At 67.0% G+C, this 20518-nt stretch carries 17 protein-coding genes; 2 read left to right on the top strand and 15 right to left on the bottom strand.

From position 1 onward, the window contains the following. Positions 1–7: 7 nt before the first annotated feature. The 6 genes from BTH42_RS06340 to BTH42_RS06315 form a co-directional block, all read right to left on the bottom strand. Positions 8–1399 (bottom strand): EAL and HDOD domain-containing protein, encoded by a 1392-nt coding sequence (locus BTH42_RS06340; protein ID WP_075296952.1) that lies wholly within the window; start codon positions 1397–1399, stop codon positions 8–10. Between the two features lie 204 nt (positions 1400–1603). Next, positions 1604–3259: a sulfite reductase flavoprotein subunit alpha gene (locus BTH42_RS06335; protein ID WP_075296950.1), complete on the bottom strand. Its 1656-nt coding sequence runs from the start codon at positions 3257–3259 to the stop codon at positions 1604–1606. Next, entirely contained in the window at positions 3256–4404 is a 1149-nt protein-coding gene (locus tag BTH42_RS06330; RefSeq protein ID WP_075296948.1) for an FAD:protein FMN transferase, read from the bottom strand. Before BTH42_RS06330 ends, BTH42_RS06335 begins: the two co-directional genes overlap by 4 nt. A gap of 12 nt (positions 4405–4416) precedes the next feature. Continuing rightward, a complete protein-coding gene (locus BTH42_RS06325; RefSeq protein WP_075296946.1) occupies positions 4417–5241 on the bottom strand; it encodes a DUF4198 domain-containing protein in 825 nt (274 codons plus the stop codon). Between the two features lie 97 nt (positions 5242–5338). Next, positions 5339–5863, bottom strand: coding sequence for a DUF2271 domain-containing protein (locus BTH42_RS06320; protein WP_075296944.1), 525 nt, complete (start codon positions 5861–5863; stop codon positions 5339–5341). Positions 5864–5899: 36 nt separating this feature from the next. Continuing rightward, entirely contained in the window at positions 5900–6553 is a 654-nt protein-coding gene (locus BTH42_RS06315) for a PepSY-associated TM helix domain-containing protein (protein ID WP_075296942.1), read from the bottom strand. A 507-nt stretch (positions 6554–7060) separates the two neighbouring features. On the opposite strand from BTH42_RS06315, the gene BTH42_RS06310 reads away from it, so the two are divergent. Continuing rightward, complete coding sequence (locus BTH42_RS06310; RefSeq protein WP_075296940.1) at positions 7061–9385, top strand: catecholate siderophore receptor Fiu; 2325 nt, start codon at positions 7061–7063, stop codon at positions 9383–9385. 81 nt (positions 9386–9466) lie between these two features. After that, complete coding sequence (locus BTH42_RS06305; RefSeq protein WP_075296938.1) at positions 9467–10153, top strand: Fe2+-dependent dioxygenase; 687 nt, start codon at positions 9467–9469, stop codon at positions 10151–10153. A 71-nt stretch (positions 10154–10224) separates the two neighbouring features. Here BTH42_RS06305 and BTH42_RS06300 read toward each other — a convergent pair whose 3' ends face one another. The 9 genes from BTH42_RS06300 to BTH42_RS06260 form a co-directional block, all read right to left on the bottom strand. Continuing rightward, positions 10225–11019 carry an ABC transporter substrate-binding protein gene (locus tag BTH42_RS06300; protein ID WP_075296936.1) on the bottom strand — a complete coding sequence of 265 codons (795 nt, stop codon included), beginning with the start codon at positions 11017–11019 and terminating at the stop codon, positions 10225–10227. 160 nt (positions 11020–11179) lie between these two features. Beyond that, entirely contained in the window at positions 11180–12253 is a 1074-nt protein-coding gene (gene astE / locus BTH42_RS06295) for a succinylglutamate desuccinylase (protein ID WP_075296934.1), read from the bottom strand. Further along, entirely contained in the window at positions 12237–13577 is a 1341-nt protein-coding gene (astB, locus tag BTH42_RS06290) for an N-succinylarginine dihydrolase (protein ID WP_075296932.1), read from the bottom strand. The genes astE and astB overlap by 17 nt, the downstream gene beginning before the upstream one ends. A 9-nt stretch (positions 13578–13586) precedes the next feature. After that, the gene (gene astD, locus BTH42_RS06285; protein ID WP_075296930.1) at positions 13587–15050 is read right to left on the bottom strand and encodes a succinylglutamate-semialdehyde dehydrogenase; all 1464 of its coding nucleotides are present in this window, start codon (positions 15048–15050) and stop codon (positions 13587–13589) included. Positions 15051–15052: 2 nt separating this feature from the next. Then, positions 15053–16090 (bottom strand): arginine N-succinyltransferase, encoded by a 1038-nt coding sequence (astA, locus tag BTH42_RS06280; RefSeq protein WP_075296928.1) that lies wholly within the window; start codon positions 16088–16090, stop codon positions 15053–15055. Further along, entirely contained in the window at positions 16087–17139 is a 1053-nt protein-coding gene (aruF, locus tag BTH42_RS06275; protein WP_075296926.1) for an arginine/ornithine succinyltransferase subunit alpha, read from the bottom strand. The genes astA and aruF overlap by 4 nt, the downstream gene beginning before the upstream one ends. Positions 17140–17218: 79 nt before the next feature. Next, entirely contained in the window at positions 17219–18451 is a 1233-nt protein-coding gene (locus tag BTH42_RS06270; RefSeq protein WP_075296924.1) for an aspartate aminotransferase family protein, read from the bottom strand. A 132-nt stretch (positions 18452–18583) separates the two neighbouring features. Then, positions 18584–19627, bottom strand: coding sequence for a GlxA family transcriptional regulator (locus BTH42_RS06265; RefSeq protein ID WP_075296922.1), 1044 nt, complete (start codon positions 19625–19627; stop codon positions 18584–18586). 55 nt (positions 19628–19682) lie between these two features. Beyond that, positions 19683–20474, bottom strand: a complete 792-nt coding sequence (locus tag BTH42_RS06260; RefSeq protein WP_075296920.1) for an ABC transporter ATP-binding protein — start codon at positions 20472–20474, stop codon at positions 19683–19685. Positions 20475–20518 lie beyond the last annotated feature (44 nt).

Raw genomic sequence — 20518 nt, 5'->3', positions numbered from 1 at the left:
CCCGGCTTCAATCCTCGATCCGTTCGAGCCCTTCCGCGCTGCGATCCGCGACGCCGGCCCATGCGCCGGCCGCGAGTCCCAGCTGCGCGAGTTCCTCCAGCGTCAACGGCTGCAACTGCTCACCCAGTTCGCCGAGCCTGTCCCACGCGCCGGTTTCGAGTGCCTCGACCGCGCTCAGCAGCAGCCCCAACCTGCCCTCGCGATGCAGGATCGCGGCCTGGATCGGCCGCGACAATGTCAGCACGTTCAGCGTCTTCTCGAGCGAGCCGCCGAACACCGCGTCGACGAATGAAAACACCCCGGTCAGGAACGCCGCGTCCGCTTCGTCGCGGCCGGCTTCCGGCATCCGCTCGATCGCCAGTTCCATGAAGCGCGCGCGGCTTGCCGCCAGTTGCAGCAGCGGATCGTCTTCGAGCGCGACCTTGCGGCCGTCCGCGTAGAGCAGCAACTGGGTCCAGCGCGCGATGCGGTCGGTGCCGGTCGCGTTGATCGCGTCGCGCAGCGTCGTCACCCGATGGCCGAGCGCGAGGCCGCTCGAATTCGCGAGCTTCATCAGATGCATGACCAGCACCGGGTTCAGCTTCAGCTCCGCTTCGAGTTGCGCGACGGTCGGATCGCCCGCCAGCAGTTGCAGCAGATTGAGCAGCGCGTGGCGCGGCGCGCTGACCCGGCGCGTCGCCGCGCTCTGCGCGCGCGCGAAGTAATAACCCTGGAAGCAGTCGAAGCCGAGCCCGTGCGCGGTCTCAAAATCGTCCTGCGCGTCGACGCGCAGCGCGAGCAGCAGCTTGCCCGCCGACTTCAGCACGCTCGCGAGCTTCGCGAGCAGCGTGCGCGGCACCCGCGTGACGTCGATCTTGATGATTTCCGCGTACGGCAGCAGTTTCGCGAAGCTGTCGGTGGGCTGGGTGACGTCGTCGAGTGCGAAGCGATAGCGGCGGCCGTGCAGATAGACGATGCGTTCGATCAGCGTGTCGTCGACTTCGAGCGACGGCGGCAGTTCGAGGATGAAGCGCTCGCGCGGCAGGCGCAGGATCGCGTCGTCGAGCAGCAGGTCGCGAGTCACGTCGACATAGGCCGGGTGACCGGTCAACGCGCTGCGTACGTCGGCTTGCACGAGAGCGCGAACGATCGCGCGCGCGATGATTTGCGCAGGCGTTGGCGCGCGGCCTGGCAGGCTGTCGGGGGTGGTGTCGGTGTCAGCTTGTGCAGCGGATTGTGCAGCGGCCGTGTCTGGCGGTTCGCTGCCGCCCGCCGGCACCTCGGGCGCGAGCACCTTCAGCTCGTAACCGCACAGCATCCCTTCACGGTTCAGGATCGGTTGCCGCGCGAAGCTGGCGACGGGCGACGCGTCGTCGGTCGCGACGCTCCCGCCCGGAGTCTCGATTGCGATGCTGGTCATGTCTGTCCCCGCTCGGCGCCGCCGGCGCCTGGCCGCTATGTTCTGTTTTTGTCGCAGCGTCGCGCGGTTTTGCGATGGCGTGAGCGTCATCGCGCGTCGACGTGCGCGACGATTTTATCGCAGCACTTCAGACACTGACATCCTTACCCAAGGAATATCTCGAAATAATTGGTGAGTTGCGGCGCGCGGGGGGCGGCGTTTGATTCAATACACATCGCGCCGGTAGCGGCCCGCTGAAATCAACTCGTCGAGACGGTGCTGGCCGACGATCGCGAGCAACGCGCGATGCACGTCCGGCGCCATCCCGTCGAGGCTGCCGCACACGTAGATCGCGGCGCCCGCGTCGAGCCATTCGCGCAGCGTGTCGGCCGCCGCGCTCAGCGCGTGCTGCACGTAACGCAGCTCGCCGCCGTCGCGCGACCACACGAGGTCGGTGCGCTCGAGTACCCGGTCGTTCTGCCACGCGGCGATTTCATCGCGATAGAAGCGGTCGTGCGCGGCGCTGCGTTCGCCGAAGATCAGCCAGTTGCGGCGCTGTCCGTCGCGCGCGCGTTGCTTCAGATGCGCGCGCAGTCCCGCGAGGCCGGTGCCGTTGCCGATCAGGATCAGCGGACGCGCGTCAGGCGGTGCATGAAACGCGCGGTTGGTGCGCACGCGCAGCGTGATCTCGTCGCCGGGCTCGGCGTGCGCGGTCAGCCAGCCGGAGGCCAGACCGAGCCGGTAGCCGTCGGCCGCGCTCGCATCGTCCGAGCGCGCCTGGCGGATCAGCAGTTCGAGCCGGCCGTCGGCGGGCAGCGACGCGATCGAATAGCTGCGCCGTGCGTGCGGCGCGAGCGTGTCGATCCAGTCTTGCGGTGACAGACCGAGGTGATCGTCTTCGCTCGGCAGTTGGCGGGTGGCCAGCGCGTGCTCGAAGCTCATCGCACTGCCCTCGCATTGCACGGGTGCCGTGCCGTCCAGCCCATGCCGCGCGAGCCAGCGCTGCACGTGATGCGCCGGCTGACGCGGCTGGATTTCGGCGATGTCGCCGGCCTGCCAGTCGAGCGCCGCGGCATCGCGCGGACTCAGGCCGAAGTGATACGCGGGCGCGCCGGCGCTGCCGGGGTTCAGCAATACGCGCTCGTCGAGCGTCCAGACGCTGTCGCTGAGCGGCATCCATGATGTATCGACGTCGCTGCCGAGCAGCGTCGACAGTTGCGTTTGCCAGCGGCGCAGCGCAAGCGCGTCGCCGTTATCGACCTCGATCGTGTCGAACAGCGGCTGCGCGCCGCGATGATTGAGCCAGCCGGCGAGGCGGTGTCCGAACGCGCAATAGTTCGCGTACGTGCGGTCGCCGAGCGCGAGCACCGCGTAGCGCAGCGTCGCGAGCTGGGTCGCGTGGCCGTCGTGCGGGTCGGGCTGCATCGCCCGCCGGACGAACGGCGCGACGTGATCGGGCGGCTCGCCTTCGCCGGTCGTGCTGACGAGGAAGAATGCGCGCGCATGTGCGAGCAGGTCGTCGCTTTTCAACAGGCCGAGCGGCGCGAGTCGCACGCGCGAGCCGGCCGCTTCGAGCACGCGGCGCGTCTGGGTCGCGAGTTGCTCGGCGCTGCCGGTCTGACTCGCGTACGCGACGAGGATCACGTCGTCGTGCTCCGGCGTATCGGCGCCGGTTGCCGGGGCCGCCTGCCCGCGCGCCCGATGCGCGGCGACGATCGCGACACACGCGCACAAATACGCCAAGCCGACGCCCGCCGCGCTGCCGGCCCGCACTGGACTGGCCCACGCGAGCAGCGCACCGGCGGCGGCGAGCAACCACGCGAGCCGCGCGGGGCTCAGCCAACGACTAAGCCGACGATTGGATTGACGCGCGCCGCTCATTCGAGCAACGCCTTGTACGCGGGACTCGCGAGTTCGCGAAATCCCGTCGACGTACGCACGATAAAGCGCGCGGCCAGCCGCTTGCGCTGCGCGAGCGCGAGGCCGGCGTCGGGGCCCAGCACGCTCAGCGCGGTCGACCATGCATCGGCCAGCATGCAGCTCGGGTGCAGCACCGTCACGCTGGCGAGCGCGTGATTCGCCGGATAGCCGGTGCGCGGATCGAGCGTATGCGCGCGACGCACGCCCGCGTCGAAGTAGTAGCGGCGATAGTCGCCGGAGGTCGCGACCGCGAGCCCGTGCAACGCGATCAGATCGATGGTGGGCGGCGGCGCTTCGGGCGCCGTGATGGTTGTGTCGTGCGCATGGTCCGCATGATCGAGCGGCGGCGTTTCGAGTTCGACCCACCACGGCAGACCATCGGGTTTGACACCGTCGCCGCGCAATTCACCGCCTATTTCAACGAGCAGATGTGCGATGCCGTGCGCGAGCAGCGCATCGCGCACCGCATCGACCGCATAGCCTTTCGCGATCGCGCACAGGTCGAGCGCGATTGCACCGGGCTGATAGAGGCGCAAGTCCGCACGCTCGATAGCGACGCGCTGCCAGCCGCAGCGAGCGCGCGCGGCTTCGATCAGTTCAACTGACGGTGAGTCGGCCGCGCGCGGCGCCGGTCCGAAACCCCACAAGTCGACCAGCGGGCCGGCGCTCGGATCGTACGCGCCGCCGCTGTCGCGCGCGACCGCGAGCGCGGCTTCGACCACGTCGAAGCAGGCCGGCGGCACGCTCACCCAGCTGCCCGCGGCCGCGCGATTGAAGCGGCTCACGTCGGAGTCGTCGCGCCAGTTGCTCATCTGCGCGATCACGTCGTCGAGCACGCGGCGAATCACGGTATCCAGCGTGGTTTCGAGCGAGTCAGCCGATGCGCCGGCGAGCGCACCGCTCTCCCGTTGCACCGCGTCGTCGGCCGGCAGCACGCAGCGCACCGACCAGCTCGTGCCCATCGTGTCGCCGCCGAACGACGCGACCCGCCCGCCGCGCACCGGCGCGAGCGCGCCGCCGTCGATACCGGCCGGCACCAGCACCCGGCGCGCCGGCAGATCTGCTTCGGCCGCGCGCGCGTCGTGCGAGCTGGAACTGTGATTCATTCGCATGTCTACTTATTGCGGCAGCACCTCGAAGGTCGCCGCATACGACGCGCGACGCTCCTTCGCCTGCTTCACCGACGTGCGATCGTCGCGCACCTGCGCGCCGAGCCAATACGCGCCCGGCGCCGGGAATTTGACCGCGAACTTGCCGCTCGCATCGGTGACGATCGTTATCTCATTGAGGTTGTCGCGATAGCGCGTGCCGCCCGGCACCACCGACACCTTCACGTTCGACGCCGGCTTGCCGTCGAGCATCAGCCGGAAGTTCGCGGGAGTGAGCGCGACCAGTTCGTTCGGATGGCTGTCGGCCACCAGTTCGAGACCGCGCCCGCTCGGTTTCAGCGCGCCGGTATCCGCCTTGCCGCGCGTGACGAAGGTTTCGACGCGCAGATCGTTTTCGGTCACCTGCAGATCCTGCGCGTCGGCGGGCACTTCCTTCGCGAACGTATCGGCATTGCCGCGCCAGCGCTTGCGCTCGTCGCCGACCTTGTACGACGCGAACAGCATGTGGTTCTGCACGCTGAAGCGGTAGGTGCCGTCCTTCGGCAACTGCGCGTCGAACACGCTGCGATAGCGGCCGGTGATCGCGTTCTGCTCCTTCACGGCCGAGCCGTCGGGCGCGGTGATCGTCAGGCCGTCCAGGCGCAGCGCCGCGTGATCGGCGGCGAACACGGTGTCGGAGATCGCGCCGTCCACCGTGACCCACGAATCGTTGCCCGACAGTTCGGTCGTCGACGGCAGCAGCCACATCCGGTCGGCGTGGGCGGCCAGCGGCAGCGCGGCGGCGAGAACGAACGCGAAGGCGTGGCGGGAAAGCCTGGCAGTGGCAAGTTTCATGATTGGATTCCGCTCGAAAAATGATCTGGAAGAAGCCCGGCCCGGGCGCGCGTCACCGCGCGGCCGGGGCCGAGGCCAGCAACTACGACGAGCCGCGTCAGGGCTTGACGTTCACCGTGACGGTGCCGAGCTCCTGCTCGCCCTTGGCCGAGGTGGTGGTCGCCGCTGCCGGCGGCCACACGAATGGCACCCGCACCACGCCGCGGCCGCCCGCTTCACGCGCGGTCTCGACCACCAGCTGATATTCGCCGGCCGGCAGCTTGCCGAGCGGCGCCTTGCCGTCGACGAACGACACCACCTGCTGACCCGGCGCGCGGGTCGCGCCGGACACGCCGTCGGCCGGCATCTGCAGATCGCGGCCGGCCTTGCGCCACCACTGACGCATGTCCTTCAGCCACTTGGTGCCTTCGTTGTTGCGCTTGTTCTGGTCGTACCAGACCGCCAGCGTGGTGACCGGCGTCTGATCGGCGCGCTCGACCCAGATCGACACATACGGCCGGTGATATTCGGCGACGTCCAGGCGCGGCAGATCGACGTTGACGGTCATTTCGGCGGCGATGGCCTGGCCCGCGAGCGGGCCGGCGGCCACCCCGGTGAGGGTAACGGCGATGAGTCGACGCATGCTAAGGATTCCTCGATGAAATGGATACGGAAGGGATCAGTGAATGAACAGGATCGCGAGCAGGAGCGGCGCGACGAGTCCGAAGCCGACCAGCGGCCAGGTGGACACGCGCCCGCGGGCGTGCATCTTGAGCAGCAACAGGCCGGTCACGCTGAAGACGATGCAGGCGGCCGCGAAGATGTCGATGAACGCGCCCCACGCGGCGCCGGCATTGCGGCCCTTGTGCAGGTCGTTCAGATAGGCGATCCAGCCGCGCGTGGTCAGTTCGTACTGGGTCTCGCCGGTCGTGAAATCGACGCTGACCCATGCGTCGCCGCCGGGGCGCGGCAGCGCGATATAGACGTCGTTGCTCGACCATTCGGCGGTGCGGCCCGCGGTATCGATTTGCAGCGTCCTGGCAAGCCATGCGGACAGTTCCGGCGGCACCGGGCCCTTGTCGCGATGCGATACGTGGCCGAGCGTGTCGCGCAGCGCCGCGGGCGCGCTCGCGCTGCGTCGCTCGACATGCGGATGCGCTTCGATCTGCGCGGCGTGATTGAGCGTGAAGCCCGTGAGCGCGAACAGCAGCATGCCGACCAGACACAGCGCCGAGCTGATCCAGTGCCACTGCCGCAGTTGCCGCAGCCAGAACGCGCGGCGGCGCTGGCCCGCGTCGAGAGTCCCCGCCTCTACCACCTTCGTTGTTCCCATCCTGACTATCGCGAATATGCCGGCGGCCTGACGCGCCGGCTCTGAAAAATGACAGCCATGAATGATAATCGTTTTCATTTGTAAGCAAAGCCCAAACCGGTTACTGAATATTTCGAGACGCGAATCGGAGGCGCTCACCGTCACGCGATCGGCGTAGGCAAACAATTTCGTAGAAACTCGCAAATGAGAATCGTTTACATTCTCGCGAAATTGTTACAAAATCCGCCCTGGCTGTCGAATGCCCGGCATGGCGCTTACAAAGCGCTCACCGCCGTGGACCGACGCCGCGGCCGGAGTCACTGCTTTCCGGCCTGATCCCCGTCCGGCGTGCGCGCCGGATTGCCAGCCACGTCCCGTTACGCGACCCCAGCCAGCACCGCTTTCGCCCCGTGTCCACCGGCACCGGCGCGGCAGCGACCTGCTCGTCCGGAAACGCGCTCTCGTCGCCCTTCCGCCCTGAAAAACTACATGCCGATGCCATCGGCAGGATTCCTTATTTCCAAAGAGATGGCCTACATTCGAAGCCGAAAAGCAACACCCCGTCGCGCCGCCGCGCTGCCGGGCACGTTCACCAGCACCGCCACCGCCACGCTGCTCGCCGGCATCACGCTCGGCGCGCCGCTGGCGGCGCTCGCGCAAAGTAATGCGGCAAGCGAAGCGACGCTGCCCGCGATCAAGGTCAACTCGACCGCCGTCGCGAACCCGTACAAACCGGAGATGCTCGATTCGCCGAAATTCACCCAGTCGGTGAAGGACTCGACGCAGAACATCACGATCGTGCCGCGCCAGGTGATGCGCGAGCAGCAAGCCACCACGCTCACCGAGGCGCTGCGCAACGTGCCCGGCGCGGGCACCTTCTACGCGGGCGAAAACGGCAGCACCAGCACCGGCGACTCGATCTATATGCGCGGCATCGATACATCGAACAGCATCTTCATCGACGGCATTCGCGACATCAACACGACCTATCGCGACATGTTCAACACCGAGCAGGTCGAGGTGATCAAGGGGCCGTCGGGATCCGATTACGGCCGCAGCGCGCCGAGCGGCTCGATCAACCTGGTGTCGAAGCAGCCGACGCTCGGCAACAGCTTCGACGCGAGCGTGAGCGGCGGCACCAACAACTACTGGCGCTCGACCGTCGACTGGAACCGCCAGCTGAACGACACCTCGGCGTTCCGCCTGAACGTGATGGGCCACAAGAACGACGTGGCCGGCCGCGACGAAGCCGACTACCAGCGCTGGGGCGTCGCGCCGTCGCTCGCGTTCGGTCTGAACTCGCCGACCACGGTCTATCTCGACTACATGCACGTCAAGCAGAACAACACGCCGGACGGCGGTGTGCCGACCATCGGTCTGCCCGGCTATTCGGCGCCGAGCAGCGCGTTCGCGGCGCTCAACACCGCGCCGAAGGTCGATACGTACAACTACTACGGCACCGCGTCGGACTTCGACAACTCGACGACCGACATGGCGACGCTGCGCATCGAGCACAAGATCGGCGCCAACACCGTGCTGCGCAACACCACGCGCTGGCAACAGGTGAAGCAGGACTACATGCTGTCGTCGTTCATGCTGGCCGCGACGAGCCTCACCGCGAGCAACCCGGCCGATCTGTCGACCTACATGATGGCGCGCTCGCCGAACCTGCGCGACAGCAACAACCGGCTGATCACGAACCAGACCAACGTGACGAGCGAGTTCAGCACCGGTCCGCTCAGGCACGACGTCAGCGCGGGCTTCGAGCTCACGCGCGAGGAACAGACGATCTACGGCCACAACACGCCGACCGCGCCGGCCGTCAACATCTACTCGCCGAACAGCAACGTGTACCTGAGCAACTACGGCCGCAACGGCGCGAACGCGACCGGCAGCACCGACACCGTCGCCGCCTACGCGTTCGATACGATCGAGGTCGGCGAGCGCTGGCAGTTCAACGGCGGGCTTCGTTGGGACGACTACCATAGCGAATACACCAGCGCGACCGCGTGCGGCGGCACCGGCCGTACCGTGGTTGCGTGTCCGGCGGGCAGCGCGGCCGGCACGCCGGTCACCACCGTCGACGCGAGCAAGTCCGGCAACCTGATCGACTGGAAGCTCGGCGCGATGTACCGCGTGACGCGCAACGGCAACGTCTACTTCAACTACGCGATCTCGCAGCAGCCGCCGGGCGGCTCGAACTTCGCGCTCGCGGCGGCCGGCAGCGGCAACAGCGCGGGCCGCGTCGACTTCGCGCCGCAGCGCGCGAAAACCGCCGAACTCGGCACCAAGTGGGAGCTGTTCGACAAGCGCCTGCTCGCGACCGCCGCCCTCTTTCGCACCGACATCAGCAATGAAGTGCAACTGCTCGACGACGGCACGTACGGCCAGATCGGCAAGAAGCGCGTGCAGGGGTTGGAGCTGAGCGCGGCCGGTCAGATCACGCCGAACTGGTCGGTGATGGCCGGCTATACGTTGCAGGATGCGCGGGTGGACGCCGGCAGCGCGGTCTCGCAGGACGGCTCGACGCTGCTCACCTACACGCCGCGCCATGCGTTTTCGATGTGGACCACTTATCAGTTGCCGTACGGCTTCACACTCGGCGGCGGCGCGCGCTACGTAAGCGGCCTGCAAAGAGGCACCGACGGCGCGGTCGGCACACCGGACCATACCGATCCGTACTGGGTCGTCGACGCGATGGCGAGCTACAAGGTGTCGCGTAACGTCAGCATCCAGCTCAACATCTACAATCTGTTCAACAAGAGCTACGTGATGTCGATCAACAAGAGCGGCTACCGGTATTTCCCGGGCGCGCCGCGCACCGCGATCGTCACCGCGAACCTGCATTTCTGATGCGTTCGTTGTAGCAATCTGGCGAGGAGTGGCGGCCAGGATGGCGCCACACCGCCTGTTCACTTCCGCCTGGCCGACACCATGATGCTGCATATTCCCGGCGTGCTGAGCGCCGCCGAAGTCCGCGCGCTGCGCGAACGTCTCGACGCGGGCGACTGGAGCGACGGCCGCGCCACCGTCGGCGCGGGCGGCGCGCAGGTCAAGCGCAATCGTCAGTTGCCCGAAGCTTCACCGCTCTCGCAACAACTCGCTCAAGCGGTGCTGCAGGCGCTGAACCGGCATCCGCTGTTCTTTTCGGCGGCGCTGCCGCTGCGCGTCTCGCCGCCGCTGTTCAACCGTTACGAGGCCGCGCTCGGCGAGCATTACGGCTTTCACGTCGACGGCGCGGTACGGGCGCACCCGCACAATCCGGGCTGGCTGCGCACCGACCTGTCCGCCACGCTGTTCCTGTGCGAGCCCGACGACTACGACGGCGGCGAGCTGACCGTGCGCGACACCTACGGCGAACACGACGTGAAGCTGCCGGCCGGCGATCTCGTGCTCTACCCGTCGACCAGCGTGCATTGCGTGACGCCGGTCACGCGCGGCGCGCGGGTCTGCTCGTTCATGTGGATTCAAAGCATGATCCGCAACGACGGCCGTCGTTCGATGCTGTTCGAACTCGACCAGGCGATTCAGGCGCTGCGCGCAAGGCACGGCGAAAGCGACGAGCTGGTCGCGCTGACGGCCCACTATCACAACCTGCTGCGCGAATGGTCGGAGATCTGAGCGCGGCGGTAAACGCACAAACGGCCGCATCGGCGGCCGTTTGTTCGAATCCAGCCTGAAGCGTCGCGCGCTTACTTCAGCACGACCTTCACGTCGAAGTACTTCGCGGCGATACGGTCGATCGTGCCGTCCGCCTTCAGTTCCTTCAGCGCGCCGTTCAGCGCATCCTTGAGCGCCGTGTCGTTCTTGCGCACGCCGTAGCCGACGCCCGCGCCGAGCAGCTTCTCGTCGCTGACGGCCGGACCGGCGAACTCGAAGCCCGCGCCCTGCGGCTTCTTCAGAAAGCCCTTCGAGCCCGCTTCGGCGTCCTGGAACGAGGCATCGAGACGGCCCGACACGAGATCCGCGTAGATCTGGTCCTGCGTCTGATACGGGACGACGTCGACGCCGGCCGGCGCCCAGCGCGCCTTCGCATAGGTTTCCTGGATCGTGCCCTGCAGCACGCCGATGTGCTTGCCCTTCAGCGCGGCCGGGGTCGGCTGCAGGCCGCTGCCCTTCTTCGCGATCATCTGGTTCGGGATCGTGTAGATCGGATCGGTGAAGTCGATCGCCTGACGACGCTGGTCGGTGATCGTCATGTCCGAGTTGATCGCGTTGAACTTGCGCGCCGCGAGTGCCGGAATCAGGCCGTCGAACGAGTTCTCGACCCACACGCATTTGGCCTTCAGCTTCGCGCAGACGGCATTGCCGACGTCGATATCGAAGCCTTGCAGCTCGCCGCTCGGCGATTTCGATTCGAACGGCGCATACGACGCCTCGACGCCGAAGCGCACTTCCTTGATCTGCGCCGCCGACGCGGTGCCCGCGCTCAGTGCCGCCGACGCGCACAGCGCGAGCGCGGCCAGGTTGGGCCAATTCATCTTCATTACGGGTGTTCCTCTACGGTATTGACTAAAACGGAGCCGGACCGGCGGCGGCGCGACGCGTGCCGCGCCCGCCGTGAAGCGGACTCGCGCGGCCGGCCGTTGGGACAGAAGAAAACCTGATGCCGGAGCCGCGACGCCCGCGATTGTACACGTTACCTGTCTAGACAAGCTTGGACAGCGTGTCGGCGGTCGTGTCGATCACCAGCAGACCGGCGCGCAGGCCCGGCTTGACCGTCGCGTTCGGAAACACGAGACGCTCTTCGTCGTGCCGCACCGTGTAGCTGTACGCGCCGTCGCGCGCGAGCACCGTGCCCTTCTCATACGGCGTGAAGTTCGGCACGTCCGGCGCGACCAGCAGTTCGAACGCGTCGCTTTGTTTGGTCAACTGATCGATCACGGTGAACACGCGCGGCAGCGTGGCGTCGCTCGGCTCCTCCACCCGCGTGCCGGCCAGCAACGCGCGCACGCCGAGGTCGGCGCCCGCGAAGCGCGTCAGATCGTTCTGCCCGAACGGGCGCACCTTGCCGAGTTCGAGCGTGCACGCATCGGCGCCGCACGCCTGCGCGGTGAAATGCGAGTACGTGTTGCCCTTGGTCGTATGCAGCAGCACCGCGCTGATGCGCGCGTCGCCGAGCCATTCGAACATCGCGCGCGAGAACGGCTTGCCGGTATGCGGCAGCAGCGCGAAACGCTCGAACGCGGATGCGCGGATCGCCGTGTGCATGTCGATGTGCCAGCGCGCGCCAGGTGCGTCGGAAGCTCCTGCGAAAAAGCGCAGCGCGGCTTCTTCCAGCGCGGCCGCGCGCGGCGCTTCGTGACTGTCGGGCAGTTGCAGATGGCGGCCGCTGAACAGCCGGTTCAGATCGTCGTCGCGATAGCGGCAGCCTTCGCGCATCGCGTCGAGGTTGCCGAGGATCACCAGCACGCGACATGCGAGCGCCGCGCGACCATAAGCGATATCCGCGACGATGCGCGACAGCAGTTCGATCGGCGCGGTTTCGTCGCCGTGCACGCCGGCCGATACCAGCACGCTGCGTACATCGGCGGACTCATGCGCGGGCGCCGGTTCGAGCAACAGCACGCCGTCGTCGAGCCACGCATAGCGCACACCGTTCGCGCAGGTGCCCTGCGTTTCATGCTCGTCCGGCCGCGAACCCGCGAGCGACCACGCGAGGAAATCGTCGAGCAACGGCGTCGGCGTCATCGGCATCGCGTGCTCAGCGCTGGAAGTCATACAGCGAGCCCAGATCGAGAATCTGCGTGAGTTCGTCGAGCGCGGTGCGCGATTCGACCAGCAGTTGCGGATCGGTCAGATCGGCCGGCGCGAGGCGGTCGCGATAATGCTTTTCGATCCATGCGTCGAGGCGGCCGAACAACGTGTCGTTGATCCACACGCCCGGCGCGACCGCCGCGCGTTCCGCGTCGTCGAGCACGACCCGCAGACGCAGACACGCGGGCCCGCCGCCGTTCTTCATGCTTTCGCGCAGATCGAACACCAGCACGTCGTCGATCGGTCCGCTGTGCGCGGTCAGCTCGTCCAGATACGCGGCCACGCGCGGATTTTCGCGGCACTCCTGCGGCACCACCAGCACCTGCTTGCCGTCCGGGCGCGTCAGCAACTGGCTGTTGAACAGATACGACGACACCGCATCGGCGACGCCGACCTGCGCGTCCGGCACCTCGATCACGTTGAAGCCCGCGTGCAGATGCCCAAGCTTCGCGCGCAGTTCGTCGTACACCGCGTTCTGCTCGACAAACGCGAGCTGATGGCAGAACAGCGTGTTGCGATTGCCGACCGCGATCACGTCGTTATGGAACACGCCCGCATCGATCACCTCGGGGTTCTGCTGCGCGAACACGGTCGCCGCGTCCTGCAGCCCGTGACGATGCGCGACCGCGCGGCTCGCCTCGAACGTCTGGCGCGCGGGAAAACGCTTCGGCTCCGGCCCGCGTCGATACTCGCTGCGGCCATACACGAAGAACTCGACACCGCGCGCGCCGTATTGCTCGCAAAAACGCGTGTGATTCGCCGCGCCTTCGTCGCCGAGCGCGGGCGTGCCGGGCAGCGCCTCGTGCACGACGAAACGATCGTGATCGCTAAACATCGCGCCGAGCGTGCGGCGCGTCGATTGATGTTCGATCGCGCGATGCAGCTTGCTGCACAGATTGGCCGGCGTGAAATGCACGCGGCCATCGTGCGTGTCGGCCGACGGGCTGACGGTCGCCGCGTTCGCGGTCCACATCGCGGACGCCGAACTCGCGGCCGCGAGCAGCTCGGGCGCCTGCTGCGCGACGCGCGCGATCACGCTCGCGTCGTCGCCGGAAAAGCCGAGCTCGCGCAACAGGCGCATCGACGGCCGCTCCTGCGGCGGCAGCACGCCCTGATGGAAACCGAGGTCGGCGAGCTGCTTCATCTTGCGCAGCCCCTGGCGCGCCGCCGCCTTCGGATTCGCGACCGATTTCTCGTTGTTCTGCGACGCGACGTTGCCGAACGACAGCCCCGCGTAGTTGTGCGTCGGGCCGACCAGGCCGTCGAAATTGGCTTCAGTGGCTTGCATCGTCGATCCTTAGAATTGGAGGCCCGGCGAGACGCTCGCGGGCATGTTCAGTTGCGCGCTCTCGACCGAGGCCATCGGGTACGCGCAGTAGTCGGCCGCGTAGAATGCGCTCGGCCGGTGATTGCCGGAGCGGCCCGGCCCGCCGAAAGGCGCGCCCGACGACGCGCCATTGGTCGGCCGGTTCCAGTTCACGATGCCCGCGCGGATGGTGCGCTGGAACTGCGTCCACAGCGCTTCGTCGTCGGCGAGCAGGCCCGCGGACAGACCGAACTCGGTGTCGTTCGCCTGTTCGAGCGCGTCGTCGAAGCTGCGGTAGCGGATGATCTGCGCGAGCGGGCCGAAATGCTCCTCGTCGGGCAGATCCTTCACAGCGGTCACATCGAGAATCGCCGGCGTGACGAAGCCGAGTTGCGGGTCGCGCTGCTCCATCTTCAGCAGCGCCTTGGCGCCGCTCGCCAGCAGACGCTCCTGCGCGGTCATCAAACGCGCGGCCGCGCGCGCCGACACCACCGCGCCCATGAACGGCTGCGGCTCGGCGTTGTATTCGCCGACGCCAATCCGCGCGCTCACTTCGGCCAGCCGCGCAAGGAAGCGCTCGCCGAACGCGTCGTCCGGCACGAAGATACGGCGCGCGCAGGTGCAGCGCTGCCCCGCCGACAAAAACGCCGATTGAATCGTGTGATGCACGGCCGCGTCGAGATCGGCGACCGGGCCGATCACGAGCGGATTGTTGCCGCCCATCTCCAGCGCCAGCACGATCTCCGGCCGGCCGCCGAACTGCTTGTGCAGCAATGTTCCGGTATCCGAACTACCGGTAAAGAACAACCCGTCGATCTGCCGATGATTCGCGAGCGCGACGCCGGTGTCCTTCTCGCCCTGCACGAGATTGAGCACGCCGGCGGGCAGTCCCGCGTCGCGCCAGATCTGCACCGTCAGCGCGGCGACGCCCGGCGCGAGTTCGGACGGTTTAAAAACCACCGCATTGCCGGCGATCAGCGCGGGCACGATATGCCCGTTCGGCAGATGACCCGGGAAGTTGTACGGCCCGAACACCGCGACCACCCCGTGCGGGCGATGCCGCAGCACCGCGGTGCCGTCGGCCATCGCCGAGCGCTTTTCGCCGGTTCGTTCGTTGTACGACTGAATCGAAATCTCGACCTTCGCGGCCATCGACGCCGCTTCGGTGCGCGCCTCCCACAGCGGCTTGCCGGTCTCGCGGCCGATCGCTTCAGCGAGCGCTTCCTTGCGCTCGGTAACCAGCGCGGCGAAGCGGCGCACTACTGCGCAACGCTCGTCGAGCGTCAATGCCGACCATGCGGCGAACGCGCGCCGCGCGCTGCGTACCGCGCGATCGACGTCGTCCGCCGACGCGCTGTTGCCTTCCCACACCACCGCGCCCGTGCCCGGGTTGCGCGATGCGAATGCGGGTCCTGTGCCGGCGGCCCATGCGCCGTCGATGAAAAGCTCGCTCATGATCATCCCTGTTTATGTTTCAACGGCAGCACCCGCAGCGGCTCGCCGGCCTTCACGCCGAGCGCGGCGGCCTCAAGCGCGCTCAGACGGAACACGCCGTTCTGTGCGACGCCGGCCACCACGCCGACGCGAAAATCGCCGAGCGACGTATTCGACACCATCGACTTCGGGCCATCCTGCGGCGCGCTGTCATCGTGCTCCGCGATCTCGACCGCGACCAGCACGCTTTCGCGCACGGTGCGCAGGTCGGCGATATGGCATTCGAGCACCGGACCGGCGTCGAAGATATCGACGTGATTCTCGTAGCGCAGCCCTTCCGCTTCGAGCATCCGGCGCGCGGGAATCGTGTCGCTATGCGTGAGGCCGACGCAGCGCTGCGCCTCTTCCGGCAGCAACTCGACGTAGACGGGGTAACGCGGCATCAGCTCGGCGAGAAACGCCTTGCGGCCATGCGAGCTCAGATAATCGGCCGCGTTGAAATCGATCTGATAGAAGTGCGAACCGACCGCGCGCCAGAACGGCGACGTGCCTTCCGCATCGAAATGGCCGCGCAGTTCCGCGCACAGCCGCTGCGGAAAACGCTCGCGGAACTGCGCGAGAAACATGAAGCGCGAACGCGACAGCAGACCGCCGACACCGCTCGTCCGATACCGCGGGCTCAGGAACAGCGAGCACACTTCCGCATAACCGGTCAGGTCGTGCGAAATGTTCAGCGCATGCATCCGGGTCCAGATGCCGAGGTCCTGGCTCGCGTGCACGACCGTGCTCACGCGATAGTTGTAGAACGGCTGCTGCAATCCGACCGAGGTTTCGATCCCGCACACGCCGGCCACGTCGCCGGTCGCGGTGTCTTCCATCACGAAGAAATAGCCGGCCTCGTGCGGCGCGGCCTGATCTTCCATCGTGCGGCGCGCGCGTTCGACCCGCGCCGCCAGCGCATCGCGATCCGGCTTGAAGGTGGTCAGCCCCGGGCCGGTTTCCTGCGCGAGCCGCATCAGCGCATCCACATCGCCTCGTTGCACTACGCGAACGACGATCATTGCGCATCTCCCGAATGTTCATCCTGCGGCCGATGCAGCGGCACGCAGCGCACCGCATCGCCGTCGCGTACGCCGAGCGCGGCGCGCGCCGCCTGCGACAGCACCGCGCCGGCTTCCTTGCCGGCCGCGAGATCGCCGAGCACGCAACGGAACTCGCCGTCGGCGCCGTTGTGCGCGATCAGCCAGGTGTCGCCTTGCGGCGCCGCGGCCTCGCGCACCACGCGCGTTTCGTTGTACTTGACGCTCGCGCTGCGATCCATCTGCGCGGTCAGCACCGGACCGGCGTCGAAGATATCGACGTAACGGTCGGTCTCGAAGCCTTCTTCCAGGTGAATCTCGTACGCGAGCAGCGCGTTCGCATCCGGCTCGCCGAGCACGCGCTGCGCCGCTTCCGGCAGCAGCGGCACGTAGACCGGATAAGTCGGCATCACTTCGGCGATGAAGGTGCGGCTGCGGCCGCCCGACTCGACTTCGATATCGGCGAAATTGCGGCCGAAGAACTTGCGCCCGAGCGCTTCCCAGAACGGCGACACGCCGTTCTCGTCGGTCACGCCGAGCAGCAGCGAAAACACTTCCGGCGTGAAGCGCTTGCGATTCGCGGCGATGTACATCATCCGCGCGCGCGAGATCAGTTGCGCGGCCGCGTCGCCGCGCAGCGACGGGTCGATGTAGTAGCCGGCGAGCCGACTCTTGCCGGTCAGCTCGTGCGACATCGTCAGCGCGTGAATCTTGCGGTTCACGTGCAGCTCGCGCGACGCATGAATCAGCGCGTCGTTGCGAAACACGTAGAACGGGTCCGCATAACCGGCCGCCGCGACGATGCTCGCGGTGCCCATCAGCTTGCCGGTCTGCGAATCTTCGAGCACGAACAGATAGAACTCCTCGCCCGGAAAATCGACTTCCGCGCGAAACGAGTCTTCCGACAACGCGACGCGCGCTTCGAGCGCGCGCCGGTCGTGCGGCAGCGAATGCAGCACCGGTTGCGCGGTGCGCGCCATCTGCTCGAGCGCATCGAGATCGGCGAGGCGGCCTGGACGTACGAAGAGCATCATCGTTCCTGTTGAATGTGACGCAGCGCGCGTTCGGTGCGCTGCTGCGGGTTCGCGTGCAGGTTGGACTGCCTCGCCATTACTTCGATGCGGCCTGCGCGGCGCCGACCAGTTCGCCGAACGCCTTCTCCAGACGCGCGAAACCTTCGGCCATGTCGTCGAGCGGCATGATCAGCGACGGCACGAAGCGCAGCACGTCCGGGCCCGCCATCAGCATGATCACGCCATGCTGGCCGGCCGCGGTGACGAAGTCTTTCGCGCGGCCCTTGAACGTGTCGTTCAGCTCGGCGCCGATCAGCAGACCCTTGCCGCGCACTTCGGTGAACAAACCAAAGCGCTCATTGAGTTTCGCCAGATGGCCCTTCAGCGCCTCGCTGCGCGAGCGCACGCCTTCGAGCAGCTTCGGATCGCTAACCAGTTCGACCACCTTTTCCGCGATCGCCGAGCCGAGCGGATTGCCGCCGTAGGTAGTGCCGTGCACGCCGACCTTGAAGTGCGCGGCCAGCTCGTTGGTGGTCAGCATCGCGCCGATCGGGAAGCCGTTGCCGAGCGCCTTCGCGGTGGTCAGGATGTCCGGCGTCACGCCGGTGTCTTGATACGCGTAGAAATAACCGCTGCGGCCGACGCCGGTTTGCACTTCGTCGAAAATCAGCAGCGCGTTGTGCTGGTCGCAGGCTTCGCGCAGCGCCGTCAGAAACGCCGGATCGGCCGGAATCACGCCGCCCTCGCCCTGGATCGGCTCGACGATCACCGCGCAGGTCTGCGCGCCGATCGCTTTCTTCGCCGCTTCGATATCGTTGTACGGCAGATGCGTGATGCCGGCCGGCACCGGGCCGAAGCCTTCCGAGTACTTCGGCTGGCCGCCGACGCTGACGGTGAACAACGTGCGGCCGTGGAACGACTGCGTGAAGGAAATGATTTCGGCCTTGTCCGCGCCGAAACGGTCGAACGCGACGCGGCGCGCGAGCTTCAGCGCGGCTTCGTTCGCTTCGGCGCCCGAGTTCGCGAAGAACGCGCGGTCGGCGAACGTGAGGTCTTCGAGGCGCTTCGCGAGCCGCAGCACCGGCTCGTTGGTGTAGCCATTGCCGATGTGCCACAGCTTGCCGCCCTGCTCGTGCAGCACCTTCAGCAGTTCCGGATGCGCATGACCGAGCGCGGTGACGGCGATGCCGCCGGCGAAGTCGATATAGTCGCGGCCTTGCGTGTCCCACACGCGCGAGCCGAGACCGCGATCCGGTACGAAGGCGGCCGGCGCAAACACCGGCACCATGACTTCGTCGAAGGTCTGGCGTGTCACAGTCAGGTCGTTCATGGCAAATCCTCGTTTCGGGTAACAGGTAATACCGCTAGTGTAGGAAACCGCGCGCGTTCCGTCTTGCGCATACGCGACGCTTTCTATGGGGTTCCGCGCGACGCGGCGGGGCCAAGCCGCGGCGACCCGCCGTCAGTCCGTTTCCGGCCGCTCGATCAGCGCGGCCGGACGCGGCTCGCTCGCGCCGCCGTGCGCGCCGGTCTGGCGCTCGATCCAGTTGCGGCGGTCCTCGCGCGGCGTCACGCCGAAGCGCTCGCGGTACGCATTCGAAAAGTGCGCGGCCGACGCAAACCCGCACGCGAGGCTGATCTGCACGACCGATTTGCTGGTGCGCTGCAACTGCGTGCGCGCTTTCGAGAGCCGCAGGCCCAGATAGTATTTGGACGGCATCGAGCCGAGATACTGGCGAAACAGCCGTTCGAGCTGGCGCCGCGACACGCCGACGAGACCGGCGATTTCATCGCTGGTCAGCGGGTCTTCGATATTCGCTTCCATCAGCAAAAGCGCGTCGTTCAGGCGCGGATGGCGCTCGCCCGGCGCGGTCACGAACGGAATGCGCTGACGCTCGTCGCCGGCGCGCAAAACGCCGACGCCGAGCGTGTCGGCGATCCGCTCCGCGAGTTCGGGGCCGTGCTCGCGGCCGATCATCGCCAGCATGAAATCGACGCTCGCCTGACCGCCCGCGCAGGTCGCGCGATCACGGTCGATTTCGAAGATCTGCTGGGTGACGATCGAGCGCTCGAACTGTTCGGAGAACTGCTGATAGGTCTCCCAGTTCACGCTGACGCGATAGCCGGACAGTTGCCCCGCCATCGCGAGCCACCACACGCCGTGGTGAATCCCGCTGACGAGCGGCGTGCGCTGGCCGACCCGCGCGAGACTAGCGAGAAATAACCGATAGTCGGCGAACTGCTGGAAGCGCTCGCTGATCACGATCAGCCAGTCGCACGCGATCGCGTCGCCGAACGCGGCATCGGCCGGCCACTGCGCGCCGCCCGCGAGCGGCACCGGGCGACCGTCCCACGAGCACACCTGCACGCGGTACAGCGCGCGGCCGTCGATTTCATTGGCGAGATTGAGCGTGTCGACGAGCGGGCCGACGCCCGACATCGACACCGGCGGCAACGCGACGATCGCGACCTGGGTCGTGCGAGCCGGGCTGGACGAACGGGCCATCGCTGGAGATCGACGCGAAAGGATGGACAGGAACCGAAGCCGCGCGAGCCGCGCGTTACTTCAGGCTGCCGGACAGGAACTGTTTGAGGCGCTCGCTGCGCGGCGCGCTCAGCACCTCGGCCGGATCGCCCTCTTCCTCGGTACGCCCCTGGTGCAGGAACATCACATGGTTCGACACGTTGCGCGCAAAACCCATTTCATGCGTGACGACGATCATCGTGCGGCCTTCCTCGGCGAGCTTTTGCATCACCTTCAGCACTTCGCCGACCAGTTCCGGATCGAGCGCGGAGGTCGGTTCGTCGAACAGCATCACGTCCGGGTTCATCGCCAGCGCGCGGGCAATCGCAACGCGCTGCTGCTGGCCGCCCGACAGATGCGACGGATACTGCTTTTCGAAGCGCGGCGCGAGGCCGACCTTCTCCAGATATTCGCGCGCGCGCTCTTCGGCTTCCTTGCGCGGCACGCCGAGCACATGAATCGGCGCTTCGACGACGTTCTCCAGCACGTTCATATGCGCCCACAGATTGAAGTGCTGGAACACCATCGCGAGCTTGGTGCGGATGCGCTGCAACTGCTTGTGATCGGCGACTTCGAGATTGCCGGCGCGATCGGCCCTGGTCTTCACCGCTTCGCCGTCGACGATGATCTGCCCGGCGTTCGGCCGCTCGAGAAAATTGATGCAACGCAGGAAGGTGCTCTTGCCCGAACCGCTCGCGCCGATGATGCTGATCACGTCGCCCTTGTTCGCGTTCAGCGACACGCCCTTGAGCACTTCGTTGTCGCCGTAGCGCTTGTGGATGTCCTGAATGGCGAGCTTGCAGGCTTCGGTTTGGGTCGTATGGAGCAAGATGCTCTCCCTGTGAAGAGTCGGATCGGGGTGAAGAAGGCTCA

Origin of the sequence: Burkholderia sp. SRS-W-2-2016 (genome assembly GCF_001931485.1) — a bacterium.
In the GTDB taxonomy this organism is placed as follows: Bacteria; Pseudomonadota; Gammaproteobacteria; order Burkholderiales; family Burkholderiaceae; genus Paraburkholderia.
This window is presented reverse-complemented; position numbering and strand designations above follow the sequence as displayed.